Here is a 21,014-nt window from a genome sequence, read left to right as displayed (position 1 = left end):
ATATCGTGATGACCCACCCGACTTTTGCCTGGATGCTGCTTGAGCATCTGTCTGCCCAGCTCCGGCGCATGACCGAGCGGGTATTCGAATACAGCACTCTGGTCGTGCGAAAACGGCTGATCGTCGAGCTCCTGCATCGGGCGGAGAAAGCCGCACTCGCGGACGGCGAGGTGTCCATAAGCCCGGCACCGACGCATTCCGAGCTGGCGGCAACGATGAGCACGCACAGGGAAGCGGTCTCGCGCGAAATGAGCGACCTCGCCAAGAGAGGCCTGATCGAAAAGCGCGGCAGCAGGTTATTGCTGCATGACGTCTCGGCACTACGGGCGCTGGTCGACAAGAAGGAATAGCGAAGGCTGTCGCTGCGGCGGGGGGCACCGCACGTTTCATACTCCTCGCCGCAAGTGATTATTCCTTCCGGCAAACCGGGCAACCTAGCGTGCCAGCGCGCGGGTCGGGCTTTGATCGCTTCACCCCTTGCAAGAATCATGACTCGGCTTCTTGATGCGGGCACGGAACGTTATCCCCAGCCTGCTTGCAGACTTACAAGGGCGGATCGAAGGGTGAAGCCGCATGGACGTTAATACCAAATCTTCGTCAGCTCGACCTATGCCGATTTGGTGGACGAAAGACGGTCGGTCATCGAGGCCGTTCTTAACCCTCGGGCATATTCCTGTGGGGATGGAGGCATTCCAAGCCAGCGACGACACTCAATGGGATTACATTAAGCGGCGCATCGATGACAGCGACTACTACGTACTCATCGTAGCGGAGCGGTACGGCTCAGAGTTGAAGGGTAAGAGCTACACCCAGATGGAGTACGAGTACACCGTCGCCCAAGGCGTGCCTACCGTGGCGTTTTTGCTCGAAGGCGGTGCTCGCAAGACGTGGGCCGCGGAAAAGGTCGAGTTCGAGAAAAAGGCCAAACTCGAGAGATTCCGAAAGCTGTATGAAAAGAAGCTCGTTAAATATTGGCGCAACAAGGACGATTTGGCGGGTAAGGTTGCGATGGCTATTAGACGTTATGACCGTGGTCTGAGCGGCGGCCCGCCCTTCTAGCTTGGCCGACCGATCCACCGCACGATTTCATAGGCAGGCATCGGGCGGCGAAAACCCTTCAGCGTCAGTTCGCCAACAAGAACGGATTCGACCAGCGACTCGACAGCGCCGAGGACCCGTTGGCTAACAAGAATCTGGCGCGATTTGGCCTCCTCGCACAATCGGGCGGCATGGTTCGACACAGTGCCGATGACGGCATAGTCCGAGCGCTGATCAAAACCGATGCGCCCGATGGTTGCGTGGCCCCTGGCAATGCCGATCCCAAAGCCAAGCAAATAGTCGCGCTTGCGCCATCGCTCTGAATGCTCGTCAATCGCGTCGCGCATTGCAGCAGCCATTGAGACAGCTCTCTCGCTGTGGTCGGCGCATGCCAGTGGATCGTTGAAAACCACGACGATACCGTCGCCCACGAACCGCTCGAGAGTCCCCTCGTGGCGGACAATTTGTTCACCAAGACAGGAATGATACTCGGCAAGAACGGTCATGACTTCTTCGGGTTCGGCGGTCTCTGCGAAGGCAGTAAAGCCGCGCAAATCGCAAAAGACAACGGTCACCTCGCGACGGTGGCTCTGCAAGAGCGCATCTCCATTGCCCGCCGCAACGATGAGGTCGGCGACCTGTTCGGGCAGGAACCGCCTAAGCCGCGCCATTCGCTCGAGCTCCGTCACCTGGTCGGCCACGGTTTGCTCGAGCGAGCGGTTCCAGTCGGAAAGTTGCGCGGCTTGGTCCTCAAGGCGTTTGGCTTGGCTCGCGACAGTGTCGTGAAGCGCCTTCTGACGCAGCATCGAGCGCACCCGCGCTAACAGCGCCCTGTGCTCGAAGGGCTTTGTCAGATAGTCGTCGCCACCGGCGTCCAGCCCATCGACCACGTCGCGCGTGTCGGCTTTCGCGGTGACCAGAATAACGGGGATCGACCGCAGCGATTGATCGTGCTTGAGCATGCGTACCACACTGATGCCGTCGAGCTTCGGCATCATGATGTCGAGCAGGATCAGATCCGGCGTGAGTTCGCGGGCTTTCGCAAGCCCCTCTTCCCCATCGGCGGCGGTTGCAACTTCGTAGCCATTCGCCTCGAGGCGCATGCGCAGGATCTCGAGGTTTTCCGGAGTATCGTCGACCGCGAGAATGCGAGGCGGATCGTGCAAAGCGCTGCCTCCCTCAAGAAAGGAACCCGCGAATCTCGGAAAGCAGCTGGCGCGGACTGAAGGGCTTGGCAATGTAACCATCGCACCCAGCAGCAAGGGCTTTCGCCTCGTCGCCCGACAACGCGTAGGAGGTGACGGCGATAATCGGAATGTGCCGGAGCGCCGGGTCGGCCTTGATGCGGCGGGCCGCTTCATACCCGTCGATCACCGGGAGCTGAATGTCCATAAGGATCAGGTCTGGCCTGTGCGCTCCGGCTGCAGCGATGCCGGCGGCGCCGTCCGCCGCCTCGATCAGTTCGTATTCGGTGGTAGCAATGAGATCGCGGATGATCTGGCGGTTGTCCTCGGTGTCTTCCACCATCAGGATTCGTTTGCTCATGCGGCCCTCACGTCCTCATTCACCCGGATTGGTACCTTGAGACGGAATGTCGACCCTGACCCGATCACGGACTCGACGTCTATGGTTCCGCCATGCATTTCGACGATGCGCTTCGAGATCGCCAGGCCAAGACCCGTACCGCCCTTCTGCCTGGTACTGCTGTTGTCGACCTGCTGGAATTCTTCGAAGATGAGAGCCTGGTCCTTGGACGCGATGCCGGGACCGGTGTCTCGGACGGTCATCTCGAAGTGCCCGTCGACCGCATCGGCAAGAATGTCGACCGCACCCGTTTCGGTGAACTTGACGGCGTTGCCTGCAAGATTGAGCAGGACCTGCGTCAAACGGCGTTCGTCCCCGCGGCCGATTGGAAGGTTCTCGGCAACAGTCGTTGAAAGCTCAAGACCCTTCGCTCGTGCCAGCGGCTCTACAGCCGTAACTGTCGATCGAACAATCTGCGCGACGGAGTAGTCCTCGATCGCCAGTGTGAGCTGGCCGGCTTCGATCTTGGAAAGGTCGAGTACGTCGTTGATGAGCCCGAGGAGGTGACGACCGTTTGCCTGCACGCGCGCGACGGTCGTCTTTGCCTTGTCCGGGAGTTCGCCGTAGATGCCGTCGACCAGCAGCTCTGTGAAACCCAAGACCGAATTGAGCGGTGTCCTGAGTTCGTGGCTCATATTCGCGAGGAACTGGGACTTGTGGCGGCTAGCTGCCTCCAGCTCCCGGCTTTTCTCCTCGATCTCACGGAACAGCTTGGCATTCTGGATCGCGAGCACCGATTGGGCTGCGAAGGTCTCCAGCAGGTGGACAACTTGCTCATGGAAGGCACCTGGCTTGTAGCGCCTGACGACCAGTGCACCGACGATCTTGTTGGGCCTCAGCAGCGGAACGATCAGGATACCGCGATATCCGGCTTCGACGATCGTCTTTCTTACAAGGAAGGATGAGGCCTCCTCGCTGAGGTCGGGAAACTGCACCGGCATGCAGCGCTCGGGTGCGTCGCCGATCCCCATGTCGGCCAGCCCGATCGTCTGGTGTGAGACTGCGGCTATAAGCTCATCGCTCATACCGAAGTTTGCGCGCGGACGGAATTGCTGCCGCGTGCTGCTGAACACGTAGATGGTGCCAGCATCCGTCTCCGACAACTGGACCGCTTTGGCGACGATCGTTTTCAGCACCGTGTCGAGATCCAGCGTCGAATTGACCGCCTTGCTCACTTCACCAAGCGCCTCGAGCTCACCAACAGACGCGGCAAGCTCGCGCGTCCGTGACTGCACCGCCTCGAAGAGCCGCGCATTCTCGATGGCGATCACCGCCTGGTCGGCAAATGTCTCGACGAGCGCGATCTCCTTGAGATTGAAAGGTTGCGGCTCAACCCTCGTCATGACGAATACGCCAACGAGATCACCTTCCCGCGACAGCGGGGCAGCGAGGACGGTGCGGAATCCGCCTGCCTCAGCGATCAAGGCAACGCGGTAGTCCGGATCAGCGGTCACGTCTTCGATTTGCACGATCCGCCGTTCTTCGATTACGCGCCCTACGGCGGAGCCTCGGCCTGCGGCGAGCGCGGGAAGTGGATTGGCGTCGACATAAGCACGGAAACTGGGCGGGTAGCCATGCGTCGACACATAGCGGAATATGCCATCCAGCAACTGCACGATACCACCCTTGTCGGCACGGCAGAGCCTGACAGCCGATTCCACCAACGTATCGAGCACGACCTGCAGATCGAAGGTAGAGCGGCTGATGACCTTCAGAACGTCTGCGGTGGCTGTCTGCTGCTGAAGGGCTTCGTCGAGCTGCTGGGTGCGCGTCTCAATCTCCTGATACAGGCGCCCCAGCTGGTCGGAGGTTTGGTTGACGTTAGCGGCGAGCACTCCAAGTTCGTCGCGATTGGCGACGGCAACCTGTTGGGCGAAGTCGCCGGCCGCTATCTGGCTGAGACGCGTCTCGATCTTCTTGACCGGTTCGATCAACGACCAGGAGATGATGTAGCCGAGCCCCAACGCCAGCAGGATACTGCCCACCGCAAACGAGACCACGATCAGTCTGGACGTGCCGTACGCACCCTCGGTCGTTTCGATGGCCACTACCATGTCGGCCTCGGCCATGTTGACCAGCTGGTTTGTCAGCCGCTCGAGGCTATCAGCCGACGGTATGATTTCATCAAGCTGAACCTTGCGCGCCTCCTCAGTGCGGCCGGCGCGGACGAGCTCTGCCACGTGCGTCACCCCGGCCGTCAGCCGTTCGTACTCTTCCCTGACCTGGCCAAGCACTTCCACCTCGGCTTTGGCTACGAACTCCATGCGGTCGAGGTCGTAGCCGAACTGGTTGAGCTGGCGCAGCGCCGCATCCAGCATCCGGTCGTCCTGAAGCAAAAGGGCGGTGGAGATGCCGTAGAGCTGGGTGGTCGTATCGTGCTGGACCTGGCGATAGGCTGCTATCCGGCGCTGCAACTTGATCAGCTCGTTTGTTTGATCATTGACCCCACTCAGCACCTGCAACCCGACGGCCCCGAGGACGATCAGCAGGCCGACAATCGACAGGAACGCGATCAAGAGCTTGGTCTGGACGCGCGCCGGCAGCCGGGCAACCCAGCCAACGAGCCGGTTCGTTATGCTATTTGGATTCGTCCAAGAGGCTGAGAAGGTCATCCCGGAACTCCTCCAGGTCGAACCGGACACCAAGATACTGTACTCGCAAGATGCCACCGGGGTCCACGAGCGACGTCAACAAGGTATGGTCGACATCTCCGTTCGCCGCCTTCTTCGCGATGACCCCGTATTTCCGTCCAACCTCATGGACAATCGCCGGATCACCGGTAAGAAACGACCAGCCCTTCAGATCGGCGCCAAAATTCTGCGCATATTCCTTCAAAACATCGGGCGTGTCGCGCTCCGGGTCGACGGTGATCGAAACGAAGGCGATTTTCGGTCCGAATGCACTACCCAACTTTTCCTGCACGCTGGCCATATGGGCGGTCAGCATGGGGCAGACGTCGGTACAGTACGTATAGATGAATGAAACGGCGACCACCTTGCCGCGAAAGTCGTGCAGCGACACACGCACACCGTCCTGCGATACCAAGGTAAAGTCCGGCGCCTGTCCGATCGTCGGCAGGCGCTCGTCGTGCGGCGCGTCGTGCGCGTGTGCCGGCCCGGCCATCAGCGCCAGCAGCAAGATGCGCGCCGCCCACTCGCTCACGTTTTCATCTCGCGCTTGACCTCGTTGAAAAAGCGCCAATCCGTGCCGTTCGCGATGATCTCGTTTGGGTTCGACTTGACAATCCCGGCTTCATGCAGCCGCAGCGAGAAGAACCTCATCGTGTCCTCGGGATCGAAGTCGCGCCAATCAGAGTATGGGAGCTCGCGGAGCGACTGCACGGCGTAGTCGTATTGTTCGGTGTGTCCGCCATCCACCAGGAGGCGTGCCACCCGTTCCGGTTCGGCCGCGCAGATGTCGGCCGATTTGATGATGGCCCGGATGACGCGCTTGGTGGCAGCTGGATTTTTCTCGGCATACGCAGCGTTGACCGCCAGCATGCAGCAGTAATATTGCGACCACGGCCGGTCCTTGGAACTGTCGAGGATGACGTGGCCGACTTTGCGGGCGCGGAGGTCTTGAGCCTCAGGCGGAAAAGCCAGGAAGGCGTCGACCTTGCCCTCGGCGAAGAGCTCCGCCGGCTTTGCCTCGCCGACGATCCATTCGATGTCGCGTTGCGGATCGAGGCCGACATAGGTCGCCATGGCACTGACGAAGATATGCGGATCCGACGATAGATTGCCGCCGACGCCGACTTTGCGGCCCTTGAGATCCGCGATGCTCTTGATGTCCTCGCGTCCGAACAACTCGTAGCAGCCGACATGCACTCCGGAGATCACCTTGATCGGGGCGCCAGTGTCGACTGGAATGATTAGGGCCGTGGCAAAGTCAATGCCGAAGTCGATGTCGCCGCGCGCCAGCATCTCGGTCTGGGCGATACCAGCTTCGGCGGCCACGAAGCCGAAATCTGAGAACCCCTCTGCGCGGATCAGATCCTCGGCGACGTACTGCGGAGCAATGCAGATACCGGGCGCCGCCGCAAAGCGGGCGATTGTGGTTTCAGGTGCCGCTTCGGCGGCGGCCGCGTTGCGGCCCTTTGCAAGACCCACACCTGCGAGCGCGGACAGGCCTGTGAGGAAACGGCGGCGGTTCTGGATGATCTGCATAAGCCTTTCCTTCCCTGATGGGACACGACGTTCGGCGATTGCCTACGTCTTCAACTCCTGCTTTAGTTGATAGAGAAAGCGCCAATCCGTTCCGGTGGCGATTATCTCTTGCGGGCTCGACTTGATCATGCCCGTTTCGTACATGCGCAGCGCGTAGAAGCGCATCGAGGCTTCGGCATCGAAATCCCGCCATCTGTCGTACCGGAGGTCGCCAAGCGTTTGCAGCGCGAGTTCGTAGCTGGGGACGAAACCTCGATCGACCAGCTGCCCTGCAGTCCATGACGGATCTGAGACACAGAGGTCGGCGCCCTTGAGGATGGACCGCAGGACGCGCTTTGTCGCCGCCGGGTATCTGTCTACATAATCCGCAGTCGCGGAAATCATGCAGCAGAAGTGCTGCGACCACGGCGGGTCGGTGGTCGAGTTGAGGATTGTGTGGCCTACTTTCCTGGAGCGAAGTTCCTGCGTGCGGGGCGGTTGGCCGAGCACTGCATCGTACTTTCCTTCGACGAAGCCTTCCGCAAAATTGTGCTCTTCGATGACCCATTCGATGTCGTTGACGGGATCGAGCCCAACATAGGCGGCCATCAGAGAAACCAACACGTGTTGCGGCGAATCAAGCGTAAAGACCCCAACCCGCTTTCCACGCAGGTCCGAGACGCCTTTGACGCTGTCGTTGGCGATCAGTTCGAGGCACCCGGAGTGCAGTCCGCTTAGTACCCTGATCGGCACTCCTGCATCGATCGACGCCAGATGAATCGGCACATAGTTCACACTGAAATCCGTCTCGCCGTTTGCGATCCACGCGGAATGATCAACCTTCTTGTCACCTTGCACATAGCGGACATCGGTGAATCCCTCGGCGCGCAGCATCTCTCCGGCGAGGTACAGGCCCGCCCAGCAATAGGCGCCGCCGATGTACCGCGGCAGGCGGACCGAGGTGGTCTCCGGCAGCGGCTCAGCCCAGGCTTGCGTAGAGGTGCCGATAAGGCCCGCGGCGCCGGCTGACGCAGCGCCGGCTAGGAAACGGCGGCGGTTCTGGATGATCTGCATAAGCCACTCCTTCCCTCGATAGGGCGCACGGCATGATGGCGATTGCCTACGTCTTCAACTCCTCCTTCAGTTCGCTGAAGAAGCGCCAGTCGGTGCCTTGGGCCAAGAGCTTCTGGGGGGTGCTCTTGAGCATCCCGACCTCGTGGAGGCGCAAGGCGTAGAAGCGCAGGGTGTCCTCAGCGCTATACCCACGCCAACCGTAGGGGAGCCCCTTTATGACCTGGAGGGCATGGTCATAGCGCCTAGTATAGCCCTGCTCCACCAAGTACTGCGCGGACTGCTCCGGCTCGCTGGCGCAGAAATCCGCCGCTTTCAAGATGGCGCGGAGGGCGCGTTTGGTGGCCACCGGATACGTGCGGACGAACTCCCGGTTCCCAGCCAGCATGCAGCAGAAGTATTGCGACCAGGGCCGGTCCACGGTGCTGCTAATCACCACATGGCCGATCTGCCGCTCCCGCATCTCCTGCGGTTCGGGGGGAAAGCCTAGGTAGGCATCGATCTTCCCCTCACTTAGGAGCCGGATGGACTCGGGTCCCGGATGCGTGACGAAGTGTATGTCCTTATGGAGGTCCAGGCCCACATAAGCCGTCATAGCGGCGAGAAAGACGTATCGGCTGGAATCTAGCGCTGGCACGGCCACGGTCTTCCCCTTGAGGTCGCGGATCGACTGGATGCGATCGGTGCCGAACAGCTCAAAGCAGCCGACGTGGAGTCCTGCCAGGATGACGATGGGATCCCCCGCTTCCAGGCTGAGAAGGAGCGGGGCGGCGAAATGCGCACTGAGGTCGGCTTCACCAGAGGCGAGGGCCGGCGCGATGTCTGCGGTCCCCTCTTTTTGGAGGTAGTGCACCTCAGTGAACCCTTCGCTGCGCAGCAGTTCTTCGGCTACATACTGGGGGGCCTGACAGATGCTGGGAATCCGGACGAGCCGGATCCGCGTCGTCTCAGGCGGTGGCTCCGCAGCGGCTCGCCTGCGGACGCTAGTCGTTTCCGGCGGTGGCTCTGAGGGGAGCGATTGCTGGACCCCGACTAGGCTCGCGGCGCCGGCTGCCGAAAGGCCGGCCAGGAAGCGCCGGCGGCTCTGGATGATTTCCATGTCCACGTCTCCCCTTGAGACAAATGGGATCAGGTTTTCAGCTCACGCTTCAACTCGTCGAGGAAGCGCCAGTCCGTTCCGTCGGCGATGATCTGTTGCGGGCTCGATTTGATCATGCCCGTCTCCTGCATGCGGAGTGTGTAGAACCGCAGGGAGTCTTCAGGATCGAATTCCCGCCACCGGTCGTACCGGATATCCTTCAGCGTTTGGAGCGCGTAGTCATACGATGGGACGAAATCGCGATCGACCATCTGCCGAGCCACCCGCTGCGGATTCGACACGCAGAGGTCAGCGGCCTTGAGGATGGATCGCAAGACCCGCTTGGTCGCCACCGGGTACCTATTCACGTAGTCCGACGTCGCGGAGATCATGCAGCAGAAATACTGTGACCATGGGCGGTCGACGGCATTGTTGAGGATGGTGTGGCCGATCTTCTTGGCGCGCAGCTCCTGCGGCTGGGGCGGCGTGCCGAGGAATGCGTCGATCTTCCCTTGGACGAAGAGTTCCGTGGGCTTGACGCCCTCAGTCAAGACCCACTGGATATCGTTGACGGGATCGAGCCCGACATAGCCGGACATGAGGGACAGCCACACGTGTCGCGAGTTGTTGAAACCATCAACGCCCACCCTCTTGCCCCGCAGATCCGTGACGCTGCGGATGCTCTCCTTGGCGATCAGTTCGAGGCATCCCGAGTGCAACCCGGTTAGCACCTTGATCGGCACGCCGGCATCGATCGACGCGATTTGGTTCGGCGGAAAGTTGACCGAGAAATCCGTCTCACCGCGTGCGATCCACTCCGATTGGTCGACGCTTCTGTCGGCTTCTACGTAGCGAACGTCGGTGAAGCCATCTGCGCGCATCAGTTCTCCGGCGATGTACGCGCCGGCCCAGCAGTAGGAACCACCAACCCACCGCGGCAGCCGAACCGTGGTCGTTTCCAGCGGCGGTTCCGCGTGAAGCGACTCCGGAAGACCGACAATACCGGCAGCGCTTACCGCTGCAGCGCCGGCCAGGAATCGGCGGCGGGTTTGCATGATCTGCATCCGAACGCTCCTCTTCCGAATCGCAAATGGCAATTCTGGCCGGAACCGAGCAAAAGAGGTTCCGGCAGTGACAGACAGTCTTGTGAGCGCGCCGAACACAGCGAATTACGAGCGCGCCCAGAGTCTTGATGCGGGAGTCTTGCGCTCTCAGTCGCCGGCCCAGTATTAGCAACCGACGATATGCCACGGTACGCCCAATTTGCGTTGGTTGCGAGCGCAAAACTTACTCCGCCAAACGTCCCGCCAGCACCTCGCTGTCAGGGAGACTGTTTGCGCGGTTCAGAATGGCCACTTCGAGTTTACTGCGGCCGGGCCGAGTCATCGACGCAAAGGTCTGCACAGGGTCATCAGTACTGGTTGCGCTTAACGTCTGGTTCCGGGAAGGAAAATCGGCCTCGGAAGGTCCCGAAAGGGTCAGGAATGCTGGTCGCGGTGAATGTCAGCTATCGGGCAGCGAAATGGGCTCATGAAGGGCGGCTTTGGGTCAGGTCACGACGATGCCCACACCAACCTGAATGTCCGCTGTTGAATATCGCGGCGAAGCTGCCGGTCTGCTCTCGGCCCATTTCGACCAGAACGCGACCTTAGAGTATCTGCTCGGCAATGACCGCTCCTGGCGGATTTTGTTGAAAAAGTCTGGTGCTCCGGAGGGCATACCTCTGAAGTAGAAAGGCATTTCTCGCTGGGCGTACTGCTGGAATCAAGATTCACAGGCAATTCATTTGCGGAACGAAATTCTATCCGCGCAGCCCTACGGCCTCGGTGGCGGACTTTTCAACACTATCGGCGCAATTGAGCCGTCCGCCAACAAAGTCTGTGTAGGGGTGAAATCTTCGAGGCCTGAGCTAACCGCTAAACCTGCCTTTGCGTCGAGAACAGGACGCTTGACTGAAGGGAAAGCCGCTGGCCGGCAAAGCTGATTGTTAAGTCCCGCACGGTAGAAGAGTCGCCGTGAGACAGTCAGTTGAAACATTTCGAACGTCTAACGGGCTTTCGCCGAAGGGTTGCACATCATAGTGTGCGCGAATGAACGAGGGGGCATTTCATCCGGAAGACAGGGCGCGATCCCAGATTGATCGGCGCCTGTTGCTGTGCGGATGGGTGGTGCAGACTCGCGACGAGATGAACCTGGGAGCGGGCGTTGGCGTCGCTGTCCGGGAATTCCAGACCGCTACCGGTCCCGTCGACTATGCCCTGTTTGTCGGACGAATCCTGTGCGGCGTCGTGGAAGCCAAGCCGGAAGGATCGACGCTTTCAGGTTTCGCCGAGCAGGCGGCACGGTACATGGCGGGCGCGCCAAGCCATCTGGTGCGGTCGGATGGACAGGTACGTTTCGAGTATGTTGCCTCCTCCTCGGAAACGCTTTTCCGGGACCACGCCGATCCGGATTCCACATCACGTATCGTCTTTTCGTTTCACCGTCCGGAGACCCTTGACCGCTGGATCAAGGATTCCGCGACGCTTCGTGCCCGGCTGCAGTCAATGCCACCGGTCGATCCAACTGGCTTGCGCACCTGTCAAGTAGACGCCGTAACTGCACTTGAGCAGTCGCTGGCGGCGAACAAACGGCGAGCGCTCGTTCAGATGGCGACGGGGGCCGGGAAGACATTCACTGCCTGCACGCTGAGCTATCGGCTGCTGGCGCGTGCCGGCTTCCGGCGCATCCTATTCCTGGCGGACCGCGCGAACCTGGTCCGCCAGACCCGGGACGAGTTTCTCGCTTACCGCCCGCCGGGAACAGGCAGATCATTCTCGGAGATCTACAACGTCCAGAAGCTCGGCGCGGCGGGGCTGGACAAGGATTCACAGGTAGTGGTCGCGACTATTCAGCGCATCTACTCAGTGCTGACCGGCAAGGAGCTTGCGGAAGAGGCCGAAGAGATTTCGTCCTTCGAGCAGTCTGGCCCGGCGACCGAGCGCCTGATCAGCTACAATCCCTTGATACCGATCGAGAGCTTCGATCTGGTCATCACCGACGAATGCCACCGGTCAATCTATGGCACGTGGCGGCAAGTGCTCGAATACTTCGATGCCTTCACGGTCGGTCTCACCGCCACTCCCTCGCTTCACACGCTCGGCTTCTTCAACAAGAACCTCGTGGCTCAGTATCCCTATGAGCGGTCGGTGGTCGACGGCGTCAATGTCGGCTTCGAAATCTTCCGCATCCGGACGGAAATCGGTGAACGCGGGTCGACCGTGAAGGCAGGCTACGCGATAAGCGAACGCGAGCCGAACGCTACGAGACCCTGTCGGAAGATTTCGCATACACGCCGGACCAGATCGACCGGACTGTCCTGGTCCCGAACCAGATCCGCACGGTTCTCGAATCCTTTCGTGACACACTCTTCACCGAACTATTCCCCGGCCGTCACGAGGTTCCGAAAACTCTGATATTTGCCAAGGACGACCACCACGCCGAGGAGATTGTTGGGCTGGTCCGGGAGGTGTTCGGCAAGGGAAACGACTTCGCGAGGAAGATCACCTACAAGACTGACGGCGCCGATCCCGAACAGCTGATCCGCGCCTTCCGCAACGACTACAACCCGCGCATCGCCGTCACCGTCGACATGATCGCGACAGGAACGGACGTCAAGCCGATCGAGGCGCTGATCTTCCTTCGAGATGTCCGTTCGGAGCTTTATTTCGAGCAGATGAAAGGACGTGGCGCCCGCACGATATCGCCGGAGAAACTGCGCGAGGTCACTCCGGACGCCGAAGCAAAGACGCGTTTCGTACTGGTCGACGCGGTTGGCGTTTCCGAAAGCCTCAAGACGGTATCGCAACCTCTCGATCGTGACCGGGTCATAGGATTCGATCGGCTGATCGACGAGATCGCCGCCGGACGGCGGGACGATTACGCCTTCGCAACCCTTGCGGCCCGTCTGGCCGCTCTTGACCAAAGGATCGGCGACAAGGATCGCGCGGCAATCACAAAAGTGACGGGCGGCGTCGATCTCGCGGGTTTGGCAGGGCGCCTACTCGATGCCGTCGACCCGGATGCGCTTGCAGCCCGCGTGGGCCAGGACGCGCCGGAGCTGGAGCAGCGCAAGGCGCGAGAGGCGGCCAAGGATAAGGCAGTGGAAATCTTTGACGACCCGGCTCTGCGCAAGCTGCTGAAGGACGTGAAGGCGGCAGCAGATAACATCGCCTACGACAACGGAGCCCTCCAGTATGGATGTCTCAAGATCGATGACGTGTTCGGAGACGTGAGACGAGAGGGCCGTTGCTCGCTACATTGGCAATTCTCGACACCTACACCCTCACGAAATCGGGAACGGATGAAACGATTTGGGTCGAACTTGTGAAGGGTAAACGGCAGAAGGACGGTGCCCGGTGGTGCTTCTACGAGGTGCCCATCGAGGCTGGTGAGTGAGGTCGGTGAGGTCTGCTTCTGTCGGGCATAGTCACCCAAAAAAATCATCATGTGTTGGGTAGCTGGTTCTCACCGTCTCTCCGGACAACGAGTTTTTTTCGCGTCACTTGCGTAAGGGAACCAGACCTCACCGACCTCACCTTCGGGCTGAGAAATTGTCCCGAAATCTGCACTTAACCTTGAAACGCTGCTGGCTGGAGCCTCCGGCGTCCGCGAATGCCTATCGCCCCGGTAATCGACCGCGCCCGCTACCGCCCGCCCTTCAATGGCGCATGCGGCGAACAATCGTTACGACCACAACTGCAAAAATCAGAGCCAGCACAAACCACGGTGCAATATCGAATAAAATTCGAAGGCCACCCCACATCTGTGCTCGATCCTTTGGTTATGCCGGAAGCTAGTGAATTGGTCGTCAACTTTCCACCTCAGCAGGCATCAACTCAACCTGATATCGACCGACCACAAGGGCATGCCGTCTGCCTCACGCCAGCACATGAAGCCGGTGGCTTTGCACCCAACCTGCGCGCCGTGACATCGCGGACGACATAGAGCGTGCCGCCCCTACCGCGCCGCCTGAGTTTGATTTGTTTGCCCATACTCCTACAAGAGCCACCGGCGGACCTTTCTCCGCCAGAAACCAGAGCAGATTCTAGAGCTAAAACCAGAGCTAAAAGTGCAAATAGTCGCCCGGTGGCGCAAACCAAAACGGCGAATTAGCGAGTAAATTCAATCAGTTAGGTGAAGATTTGAGAGGTGAAATGTGGCGGAGAGGGAGGGATTCGAACCCCCGATGGGCTTGCACCCATGCCGCATTTCGAGTGCGGTGCATTCGACCACTCTGCCACCTCTCCGCGGTCATGGTCCGCCGTTGCCGGCGCGGCGCACTAGATAACGGCTGGACAGGCAGGTTACAAGGGCCAATCTGCCCCGGCGCCGCAGCTTCTGTCCGTGCTTCCTTCGAGCCTCCGGCAGCCGCTGCTCGATATTTGCAAGGACTGGGCTCAACCCGTTTGCAGCTTGCCCGCGGCGCTTGCCTTGACTCAAGCCGAACCTTCGGCTAGGGACAGCGCGCAATCGGCGTGGAGGGATCTTCCGCGCCGCTTGTTTTTTGAACCCGCAGACTGACAAAAAGACGGCCGAACCGCCTGAGGCGGTTCATCAAGGCCGACCGAACAGCGAAAGGCAAAAAATGTTCGCAGTCATCAAAACGGGCGGCAAGCAGTATCGCGTTGCCGCCAACGATCTCCTGAAGATCGAAAAACTCGAAGCCAATGTCGGCGACATCGTCGAAATAGGTAACGTGCTCGCGCATGGCGAAGGCGAAAACGTCACGTTCGGCGCGCCGTTCGTGGATGGTGCGATGGTCACCGCCGAAGTCGTCGAGCAAGGTAAGAACCGCACCGTCATCGCCTTCAAGAAGCGCCGCCGGCAGAATTCGCGCCGCAAGATCGGCCATCGCCAGCTTTTGACCACCGTCAGGATTGCCGAAATCCTGCTGGGTGGCGCCAAGCCGGCGAAGAAGGCCGCCGCCAAGACCGAAGCGAAGGCCGAAGTTGCAGCCAAGACCGAGGCGAAGGCTGAAGCCGCGCCGAAGGCAGCAGCGAAGGCAGAGGCTGCGCCGAAGAAGGAAGCCAAGGCCGAGACGACCGAGGACAAGGCTGCCGAAGCCGCCGCGCCGTTGTTCAAGGCGCCGAAGGGCGAGCCGGACGACCTGACCGTGATCAAGGGCATCGGCCCGGTCGCCGCCGGCCAGCTCAACGAACAGGGCATCACCACCTTCGCCCAGATCGCCAAGCTGTCCGACAAGGACGTCGCCAAGATCGACGAGCACATGCCGTTCAGCGCCGACCAGATCAAGGACTGGCGCGAGCAGGCCAAGGAATTGGCGAAGAAGTAGAGCGAACCGGCGCAATCGTCGCCGGATCGGACTTGAAACGGAACGCGAACGCGTTCATAAGATCGTTTAGGCGCCTCGCGGCGCATCGGAGTAGTTAGATGGCACACAAGAAAGCTGGCGGATCGTCGCGCAATGGTCGCGACTCCCATTCCAAGCGGCTCGGCGTGAAGAAGTTCGGCGGCGAAGCCGTGATTCCGGGCAACATCATCATTCGTCAGCGTGGCACGACGTGGCATCCCGGCACCAATGTCGGCATTGGCACGGACCACACGCTGTTTGCGCTCGAAGCTGGCGCAGTCACCTTCAACAAAAAAGCCAATGGCCGAACCTACGTATCGGTGAACCCGATGACGAAGGCAGCGGAGTAGCCGGTTCCGCACGAGAACACCGGCACCCATCTCGGGAACCGGTGTCTGGCCAAGCCAGGAAATGGATCAGGGGAGATGGGTTTCCATCTCCCCTTTTTCTTGTGCCTGGAGGACTTTGATATGGTTGCCGAAGCGGAAGCGACAGACGACGAAAGTTACACGATAGATTGCCCGGTCCTGGTCACCGAGCGGCTGGTTATGCGTGCCCCGCGTGAGAGCGACATCGAGCAATTGGTGGCGCTCGCCGACAACCGCCATGTCGCGGAAATGCTGGCCCGCATGCCGCATCCCTATGGCGAGGCGGAGGCACGCGCTTTCCTGGCCATGACGGCATCGCGCCGGGCCGGAATCGCCTATGCGCTGACGCTGGCCGGCACCGAGACCTTCGTCGGCTGTGCCGGGCTCAACACCACGGATCGTGGGCTGGAGCTCGGCTACTGGATCGGCGAGCCGTACTGGAAACGCGGCTACGCGACGGAGGCAGCGCACGCACTGGTCGACCTTGCCTTCCAGAGAACCACGATCCAGGTGCTGCACGCCTCGACGCGGGTTATCAATCCGGCCTCGCGCCGGGTCATCCACAAATGCGGCTTCCAGTATGCCGGCCAGGGCATGCTGAATTCGATCGTTGCCGGTCAGGTGCCGGTCGAGCGCTACCGCCTCGATCGCAAGACCTGGACCAGCCTGCGGAACTGGGTGCATTTTTGATGGATGCGGCTCACGTCATCTCGAGCCAGATCGGCAAGTGATCCGAACCGGCCGCTTGCCGGTCGACCCACAGGCGCCTCAGCGATTTGGCAAGCGAGGCGCTGGTGAAGATGTAGTCGATGCGCTTGTAGCGGCTGGTATCGCCCGGCCGCTTGGGGTCGACCCAGGTGACGAGATCGGCGCCGGCAGCGCCGAGGCGGGTGGCAGCATCGATGGCGAGGTCGGCGGTCACCGGCATGCCGAATTCATGGTCAGGCTGGCCGGCGAGTTCGACATGTTCCGGCGATCCGGCCAGCATGTTGAAGTCGCCCATGACGACGAAGGCTTCGGGACAAGGCAGGTCCGGCAAGCCGATCTCGGCGACGCCGGAGAGCCCGCCGCCCTCGAGCGGGTATTTCAACAGACGCTGGCGCAGAAAGCGGATCTGGCTCAGCCGTTCAACCGGGCTACGGTGGTCGAGATGGGTGGAATAGAAGCGGATCGGACCAAGCGGCGTTTCGATCAGCGCCTCCAGCGCGCCGCGCTGGAAGTTCATCGCCTCGACACTGCGGCTGCGCGGCAAAAGGAGATTGCGCGACAGATGGATCGGCGTCCTCGACAGCACCATGTTGCCGAGCTGGAAGGTGGTCGTGATGGCGCGGCCGTTCTCCAGGCGCGAGCCGGCGTCGGCTTCGAAATTGCTGCCGTAGACGGCAAAATAGTCGGGCAGCGCCTCGCCGAGGTCGGCCACCATGTCGCGGCCGCCATTCTTCGGGTTGGCGCGGGTGACCTCCTGCAGCGCGATCACGTCGGCGCCGCGCACGGCATCGGCGATACGGCCGACATCATAGCGGGCGTCGAGGCCGACGCCGTAGTGGATATTGTAAGTAACCAGCTTCATTCCGACATCTCGCGCTTGGAAAGCCGAGGATCGATTTTCGGCAAGGGTCAACCAAATGCTACGCGTCCAGAGCTACGCGCGACGGTACAGTAGCAAAAACGGCCCTCGCCCTTCGACCCGCCTTGGTTTAGAGCAATCCCGCAAAGCCAATAGCAGAAACCATACAATCCGATGAAATTTCTCGATCAAGCCAAGGTCTACATCCGCTCCGGCGACGGCGGCGCCGGTTCGGTGTCGTTCCGGCGCGAAAAGTTCATCGAGTTCGGCGGCCCGGACGGCGGCGACGGCGGTCGCGGCGGCGATGTCTGGGTCGAGGCGGTCGATGGGCTGAACACGCTGATCGACTATCGCTACCAGCAGCATTTCAAGGCCAAGACCGGGACGCACGGCATGGGCCGCAACATGACCGGCGCCAAGGGTGCCGACGTAACGCTGAAAGTGCCGGCCGGAACACAGGTCTTTGCCGAGGACAATGAGGCGCTGATCTGCGATCTGACGGTCGTCGGCCAGCGCTTTCTGTTGGCCAAGGGCGGCAATGGCGGTTTCGGCAACCAGCACTTCAAGACCTCGACCAACCAGGCGCCGCGCCGCGCCAATCCCGGACTGCCGGGCGAAGAGCTCAACATCTGGCTCAGGCTGAAGCTGATCGCCGATGCCGGCCTTGTCGGGCTGCCCAACGCCGGCAAGTCGACCTTCCTGGCGGCGGTCACCGCGGCCAAGCCGAAGATCGCCGACTATCCCTTCACCACGCTGCATCCGGGCCTTGGCGTGGCCCGCATCGACGGTCGCGAATTCGTCATTGCCGATATTCCGGGCCTGATCGAAGGCGCGCATGAAGGTGTCGGCATCGGCGACCGCTTCCTTGGCCATGTCGAGCGCACGCGTGTCCTTCTGCATCTTGTCTCGGCGCAGGAAGAAAATCCGGCCAATGCCTACAAGACCGTGCGTGCCGAACTCGAAGCCTACGGCAACGGCCTGACCGACAAGGTCGAGATCGTCGCGCTTTCCCAGGTCGACATACTCGATGCCGACGCACGCAAGAAAAAGACCGCCTCGCTGAAACGTGCCGCCGGCCGCGCGCCGATGCTGCTTTCGGCAGTCACCGGCGAAGGCATCGAGGCGGTGCTGCGCGCGCTGATCGCTGTGGTGGCCGATGCACGCGAGGCTGTCGCTGCGCCGGTCGAGACGCGCTGGAACACATAGCCATGGCCGCGCAATCGCTGAAAAATTATCGGCGCATTGCCGTCAAGATCGGCTCGGCGCTGCTTGTCGACCGCACGACGGGCCTGAAGCGCGACTGGCTGGCCTCGCTTGCGGACGACATCGCCGTGCTGGCCAATGGCGGCGCCGAAATTCTCGTCGTGTCTTCGGGCGCGATTGCACTTGGCCGCACCATTCTCGGCCTCGGCAAGCGGGCGCTGAAGCTCGAGGAGAGTCAGGCGGCGGCCGCCGTCGGGCAAATCGCGCTGGCCGGCGCCTGGTCGGATGCGCTCGGCAAGAATGGCTTGAAATCGGGCCAGATCCTGCTGACGCTCGGCGACACCGAAGAGCGCCGCCGCTATCTCAACGCGCGGGCGACGATCTCGACACTGCTCAAGATGAAGGCGGTGCCGGTCATCAACGAGAACGATACGGTGGCCACCTCCGAAATCCGCTATGGCGACAACGACCGGCTGGCGGCGCGCGTCGCCACTATGATGGGCGCCGACCTTTTGGTGCTGCTCTCCGACGTTGACGGGCTCTACACGGCACCGCCGGCGCGTGACCCGCAAGCTCGATTCATTCAGGTCGTCGACCGCATCACCCCCGACATCGAAGCGATGGCGGGTGCCGCTGCTTCGGAATTGTCGCGCGGCGGCATGCGCACCAAGCTCGACGCCGGCAAGATCGCGACCGCCGCCGGCACCGCCATGATCATCACATCGGGCACGCGGCTGTCGCCGCTGCTGGCAATCGAGCGCGGCGAGCGTGCCACCTTCTTCCGGCCGAGCGCCAATCCGGTCAAGGGCTACAAGACCTGGATCGCCGGGCAGCTCGAACCGGCCGGCCGGCTGACCGTCGATGCCGGCGCCATCGGCGCGCTGCTCTCCGGCAAGTCGCTGCTGCCGGCCGGGGTCAAACTGGTCAGCGGCAATTTTGCGCGTGGCGACACGGTGGCGATCCTGTCGCCCGAGGGCCGCGAGATCGCGCGCGGGCTGGTTGCCTATGATGCCGCCGATGCCGTAAGGATCGCTGGGCTGAGGACGACAGAGATCGAAACCGTGCTCGGCTACGAGGCGCGTTCGGCGATGATCCACCGCGACGATCTTGTGGTGAGCCATGCCGGTGGCGAGCAAGTAGTCGGTGACCAGGTTACATAGCGGAGGATGAGCCATGCTGACGCTGCATGAAAAATCCCGGGATGATACCGTGGCGCTGATGGCCGATATCGGCCGCCGCGCGCGTGCCGCGGCCCGCCCGCTGGCCATCGCTGCGGCCGAGCGCAAGCACGCGGCGCTGTTCGGCATGGCTCAGGCGATCCTTCGGCATGAGCAGGACATCCTCGACGCCAATGCCATCGACATCAGAAATGGCAGGGAGGCTGGCCTATCGGCAGCGTCGATGGATCGGCTGAAGCTCGATCCCGCCCGCATCCGCGCCATGGCAGACGGTATCAGCGAGATCGCCGGGTTACGCGATCCGGTCGGCGATGTCATTGCCGCATGGGACCGGCCGAACGGGTTGCATATCGAACGGGTGCGCACGCCGCTCGGTGTCGTCGGCGTCATCTATGAGAGCCGGCCTAACGTGACCGCCGATGCCGGCGCGCTCTGCCTCAAGGCGGGCAATCCGGTGATCCTGCGCGGCGGCTCGGATTCGGCGAATTCTTCCGCCGCTATCCATGCCTGCCTGGTCGAGGGGCTGAAGGCAGCCGGGCTGCCGGAGGATGCCATACAATTGGTGCCGACTACCGATCGCGCCGCCGTCGGCGAAATGCTGAAAGGACTTTCCGGCAATCTCGAGGTCATCATTCCGCGCGGCGGCCGCAGCCTGGTCGAGCGTGTGCAGAACGAGGCGCGGGTGCCGGTCTTCGCGCATCTCGAGGGCATCTGCCATCTCTATATCGACCGATCGGCTGATCTCGACATGGCGGTCAAGATCGCGGTCAATGCCAAGATGCGGCGCACCGGGGTGTGCGGTGCTGCCGAGACGCTGCTGGTCGACCGTGCCGCCGCCGGCACGCACCTGGTGCCGATCCTCGAGGCCTTGCGGGCGGCAGGCTGCGAGATCCATGCCGATGCCGAGGCGCTGAGGCTTTATGCCGATGCCCAGCCCGCGACCGATGCAGACTGGGTGACCGAGTATCTCGATGCCATCATTGCGGTGAAGCTGGTCGACGGCATTGGCGGCGCCATCGAGCATATCGAGACGTTTTCCTCGCATCACACCGAGGCGATCATCGCCGAGGACGCCACAGCGGTCGACCGGTTCTTCAACGAGGTCGATTCGGCGATTCTTCTGCACAACGCCTCGACCCAGTTTGCCGATGGCGGCGAGTTCGGCATGGGCGCCGAGATCGGCATCGCCACCGGCAAGATGCATGCACGCGGGCCGGTCGGCGTCGAGCAACTGACCTCGTTCAAATATCGCGTGCGCGGGTCGGGACAGGTGAGGCCTTGAATCCGTCCACAGTCCGAGCCTGAGAGGCGTGCGCCCAGCCACCCCCCTCTGTCCTGCCGGACATCTCCCCCTCAAGGGGGGAGATTGGCTGTCATTTCTGATTTCGCCAATCGGCGGCGTTGCAAGATTTGCGCCTGCGATGAAGCTG

At 61.5% G+C, this 21,014-nt stretch carries 21 protein-coding genes and 1 tRNA gene; 12 read left to right on the top strand and 10 right to left on the bottom strand.

What is annotated here, in order from left to right; genetic code table 11:
- Positions 1-350, top strand: a 350-nt coding sequence (locus NKI54_RS13785; RefSeq protein ID WP_352691723.1) for a Crp/Fnr family transcriptional regulator, incomplete at its 5' end; no start/stop codon positions are given.
- A 223-nt stretch (positions 351-573) separates the two neighbouring features.
- Entirely contained in the window at positions 574-1,059 is a 486-nt protein-coding gene (locus NKI54_RS13780) for a DUF4062 domain-containing protein (RefSeq protein WP_502898223.1), read from the top strand.
- Here NKI54_RS13780 and NKI54_RS13775 read toward each other — a convergent pair.
- From NKI54_RS13775 to NKI54_RS13740, 8 genes are read right to left on the bottom strand one after another with little or no spacing between them, the layout of a single operon-like run.
- Complete coding sequence (locus NKI54_RS13775) at positions 1,056-2,300, bottom strand: adenylate/guanylate cyclase domain-containing protein (RefSeq protein ID WP_352691721.1); 1,245 nt, start codon at positions 2,298-2,300, stop codon at positions 1,056-1,058. The two genes, NKI54_RS13780 and NKI54_RS13775, sit on opposite strands and share 4 nt — an antisense overlap.
- Complete coding sequence (locus NKI54_RS13770; RefSeq protein ID WP_246501742.1) at positions 2,218-2,565, bottom strand: response regulator; 348 nt, start codon at positions 2,563-2,565, stop codon at positions 2,218-2,220. The genes NKI54_RS13775 and NKI54_RS13770 overlap by 83 nt, the downstream gene beginning before the upstream one ends.
- A gap of 14 nt (positions 2,566-2,579) precedes the next feature.
- Positions 2,580-5,234, bottom strand: coding sequence for a GAF domain-containing protein (locus NKI54_RS13765; protein WP_352691717.1), 2,655 nt, complete (start codon positions 5,232-5,234; stop codon positions 2,580-2,582).
- A complete protein-coding gene (locus tag NKI54_RS13760; RefSeq protein ID WP_352595949.1) occupies positions 5,200-5,784 on the bottom strand; it encodes an SCO family protein in 585 nt (194 codons plus the stop codon). The genes NKI54_RS13765 and NKI54_RS13760 overlap by 35 nt, the downstream gene beginning before the upstream one ends.
- Positions 5,781-6,788, bottom strand: coding sequence for an ABC transporter substrate-binding protein (locus NKI54_RS13755; protein ID WP_352595952.1), 1,008 nt, complete (start codon positions 6,786-6,788; stop codon positions 5,781-5,783). Before NKI54_RS13755 ends, NKI54_RS13760 begins: the two co-directional genes overlap by 4 nt.
- 42 nt (positions 6,789-6,830) lie before the next feature.
- Positions 6,831-7,841, bottom strand: a complete 1,011-nt coding sequence (locus tag NKI54_RS13750) for an ABC transporter substrate-binding protein (RefSeq protein WP_352595954.1) — start codon at positions 7,839-7,841, stop codon at positions 6,831-6,833.
- A 46-nt stretch (positions 7,842-7,887) separates the two neighbouring features.
- Positions 7,888-8,937 carry an ABC transporter substrate-binding protein gene (locus NKI54_RS13745; protein WP_352595957.1) on the bottom strand — a complete coding sequence of 350 codons (1,050 nt, stop codon included), beginning with the start codon at positions 8,935-8,937 and terminating at the stop codon, positions 7,888-7,890.
- Between the two features lie 29 nt (positions 8,938-8,966).
- The gene (locus NKI54_RS13740; protein ID WP_352595960.1) at positions 8,967-9,980 is read right to left on the bottom strand and encodes an ABC transporter substrate-binding protein; all 1,014 of its coding nucleotides are present in this window, start codon (positions 9,978-9,980) and stop codon (positions 8,967-8,969) included.
- 515 nt (positions 9,981-10,495) lie between these two features.
- Here NKI54_RS13740 and NKI54_RS13735 point away from each other — a divergent pair.
- The 4 genes from NKI54_RS13735 (at position 10,496) to NKI54_RS13720 (ending at position 13,902) form a co-directional block, all read left to right on the top strand.
- Entirely contained in the window at positions 10,496-10,648 is a 153-nt protein-coding gene (locus NKI54_RS13735; protein ID WP_352590059.1) for a hypothetical protein, read from the top strand.
- 436 nt (positions 10,649-11,084) lie between these two features.
- Entirely contained in the window at positions 11,085-12,371 is a 1,287-nt protein-coding gene (locus NKI54_RS13730; protein ID WP_352590056.1) for a DEAD/DEAH box helicase family protein, read from the top strand.
- A gap of 53 nt (positions 12,372-12,424) precedes the next feature.
- Positions 12,425-13,285 (top strand): hypothetical protein, encoded by an 861-nt coding sequence (locus NKI54_RS13725; RefSeq protein WP_502898222.1) that lies wholly within the window; start codon positions 12,425-12,427, stop codon positions 13,283-13,285.
- A 284-nt stretch (positions 13,286-13,569) separates the two neighbouring features.
- Positions 13,570-13,902 (top strand): hypothetical protein, encoded by a 333-nt coding sequence (locus tag NKI54_RS13720; RefSeq protein ID WP_352634284.1) that lies wholly within the window; start codon positions 13,570-13,572, stop codon positions 13,900-13,902.
- 212 nt (positions 13,903-14,114) lie between these two features.
- Here the strand turns inward: NKI54_RS13720 and NKI54_RS13715 are convergent.
- A tRNA-Ser gene (locus NKI54_RS13715) sits at positions 14,115-14,204 on the bottom strand.
- Positions 14,205-14,542: 338 nt separating this feature from the next.
- On the opposite strand from NKI54_RS13715, the gene NKI54_RS13710 reads away from it, so the two are divergent.
- The 3 genes from NKI54_RS13710 to NKI54_RS13700 all read left to right on the top strand — a co-directional run bounded on the left by NKI54_RS13710 (position 14,543) and on the right by NKI54_RS13700 (position 16,326).
- Positions 14,543-15,250, top strand: coding sequence for a 50S ribosomal protein L21 (locus NKI54_RS13710; protein ID WP_352450883.1), 708 nt, complete (start codon positions 14,543-14,545; stop codon positions 15,248-15,250).
- A 98-nt stretch (positions 15,251-15,348) separates the two neighbouring features.
- The gene (gene rpmA / locus NKI54_RS13705) at positions 15,349-15,618 is read left to right on the top strand and encodes a 50S ribosomal protein L27 (protein ID WP_023678077.1); all 270 of its coding nucleotides are present in this window, start codon (positions 15,349-15,351) and stop codon (positions 15,616-15,618) included.
- Positions 15,619-15,738: 120 nt separating this feature from the next.
- Positions 15,739-16,326 carry a GNAT family N-acetyltransferase gene (locus tag NKI54_RS13700; protein WP_023678076.1) on the top strand — a complete coding sequence of 196 codons (588 nt, stop codon included), beginning with the start codon at positions 15,739-15,741 and terminating at the stop codon, positions 16,324-16,326.
- 10 nt (positions 16,327-16,336) lie between these two features.
- On the opposite strand, the gene NKI54_RS13695 is transcribed toward NKI54_RS13700, so the two are convergent.
- The gene (locus tag NKI54_RS13695; RefSeq protein ID WP_023678075.1) at positions 16,337-17,206 is read right to left on the bottom strand and encodes an endonuclease/exonuclease/phosphatase family protein; all 870 of its coding nucleotides are present in this window, start codon (positions 17,204-17,206) and stop codon (positions 16,337-16,339) included.
- A 171-nt stretch (positions 17,207-17,377) separates the two neighbouring features.
- On the opposite strand from NKI54_RS13695, the gene obgE reads away from it, so the two are divergent.
- Genes obgE through NKI54_RS13680 form a run of 3 tightly spaced genes read left to right on the top strand, consistent with a single transcriptional unit; the run spans position 17,378 to position 20,866 of the window.
- Positions 17,378-18,409: a GTPase ObgE gene (gene obgE / locus NKI54_RS13690; protein ID WP_352691714.1), complete on the top strand. Its 1,032-nt coding sequence runs from the start codon at positions 17,378-17,380 to the stop codon at positions 18,407-18,409.
- 2 nt (positions 18,410-18,411) lie between these two features.
- Entirely contained in the window at positions 18,412-19,566 is a 1,155-nt protein-coding gene (proB, locus tag NKI54_RS13685; protein ID WP_023678073.1) for a glutamate 5-kinase, read from the top strand.
- Positions 19,567-19,579: 13 nt separating this feature from the next.
- Positions 19,580-20,866: a glutamate-5-semialdehyde dehydrogenase gene (locus NKI54_RS13680; RefSeq protein ID WP_023678072.1), complete on the top strand. Its 1,287-nt coding sequence runs from the start codon at positions 19,580-19,582 to the stop codon at positions 20,864-20,866.
- The last annotated feature ends 148 nt before the right edge of the window (positions 20,867-21,014 follow it).

Source organism: Mesorhizobium sp. M0663 (assembly GCF_040320585.1).
Classification (GTDB): domain Bacteria; phylum Pseudomonadota; class Alphaproteobacteria; order Rhizobiales; family Rhizobiaceae; genus Mesorhizobium.
This window is presented reverse-complemented; position numbering and strand designations above follow the sequence as displayed.

Bases quoted from the DNA above. Each gene is read 5' to 3' on its own strand.
- NKI54_RS13735 (WP_352590059.1), top strand. From the start codon at position 10,496: ATGTCCGCTGTTGAATATCGCGGCGAAGCTGCCGGTCTGCTCTCGGCC.
- NKI54_RS13695 (WP_023678075.1), bottom strand. From the start codon at position 17,206: ATGAAGCTGGTTACTTACAATATCCACTACGGCGTCGGCCTCGACGCC.
- NKI54_RS13780 (WP_502898223.1), top strand. From the start codon at position 574: ATGGACGTTAATACCAAATCTTCGTCAGCTCGACCTATGCCGATTTGG.
- NKI54_RS13750 (WP_352595954.1), bottom strand. From the start codon at position 7,841: ATGCAGATCATCCAGAACCGCCGCCGTTTCCTAGCCGGCGCTGCGTCA.
- NKI54_RS13720 (WP_352634284.1), top strand. From the start codon at position 13,570: ATGCCTATCGCCCCGGTAATCGACCGCGCCCGCTACCGCCCGCCCTTC.
- NKI54_RS13745 (WP_352595957.1), bottom strand. From the start codon at position 8,937: ATGGAAATCATCCAGAGCCGCCGGCGCTTCCTGGCCGGCCTTTCGGCA.
- NKI54_RS13770 (WP_246501742.1), bottom strand. From the start codon at position 2,565: ATGGTGGAAGACACCGAGGACAACCGCCAGATCATCCGCGATCTCATT.
- proB (WP_023678073.1), top strand. From the start codon at position 18,412: ATGGCCGCGCAATCGCTGAAAAATTATCGGCGCATTGCCGTCAAGATC.
- NKI54_RS13700 (WP_023678076.1), top strand. From the start codon at position 15,739: ATGGTTGCCGAAGCGGAAGCGACAGACGACGAAAGTTACACGATAGAT.
- NKI54_RS13710 (WP_352450883.1), top strand. From the start codon at position 14,543: ATGTTCGCAGTCATCAAAACGGGCGGCAAGCAGTATCGCGTTGCCGCC.
- NKI54_RS13740 (WP_352595960.1), bottom strand. From the start codon at position 9,980: ATGCAGATCATGCAAACCCGCCGCCGATTCCTGGCCGGCGCTGCAGCG.
- NKI54_RS13680 (WP_023678072.1), top strand. From the start codon at position 19,580: ATGCTGACGCTGCATGAAAAATCCCGGGATGATACCGTGGCGCTGATG.
- NKI54_RS13765 (WP_352691717.1), bottom strand. From the start codon at position 5,234: ATGACCTTCTCAGCCTCTTGGACGAATCCAAATAGCATAACGAACCGG.
- NKI54_RS13755 (WP_352595952.1), bottom strand. From the start codon at position 6,788: ATGCAGATCATCCAGAACCGCCGCCGTTTCCTCACAGGCCTGTCCGCG.
- obgE (WP_352691714.1), top strand. From the start codon at position 17,378: ATGAAATTTCTCGATCAAGCCAAGGTCTACATCCGCTCCGGCGACGGC.
- rpmA (WP_023678077.1), top strand. From the start codon at position 15,349: ATGGCACACAAGAAAGCTGGCGGATCGTCGCGCAATGGTCGCGACTCC.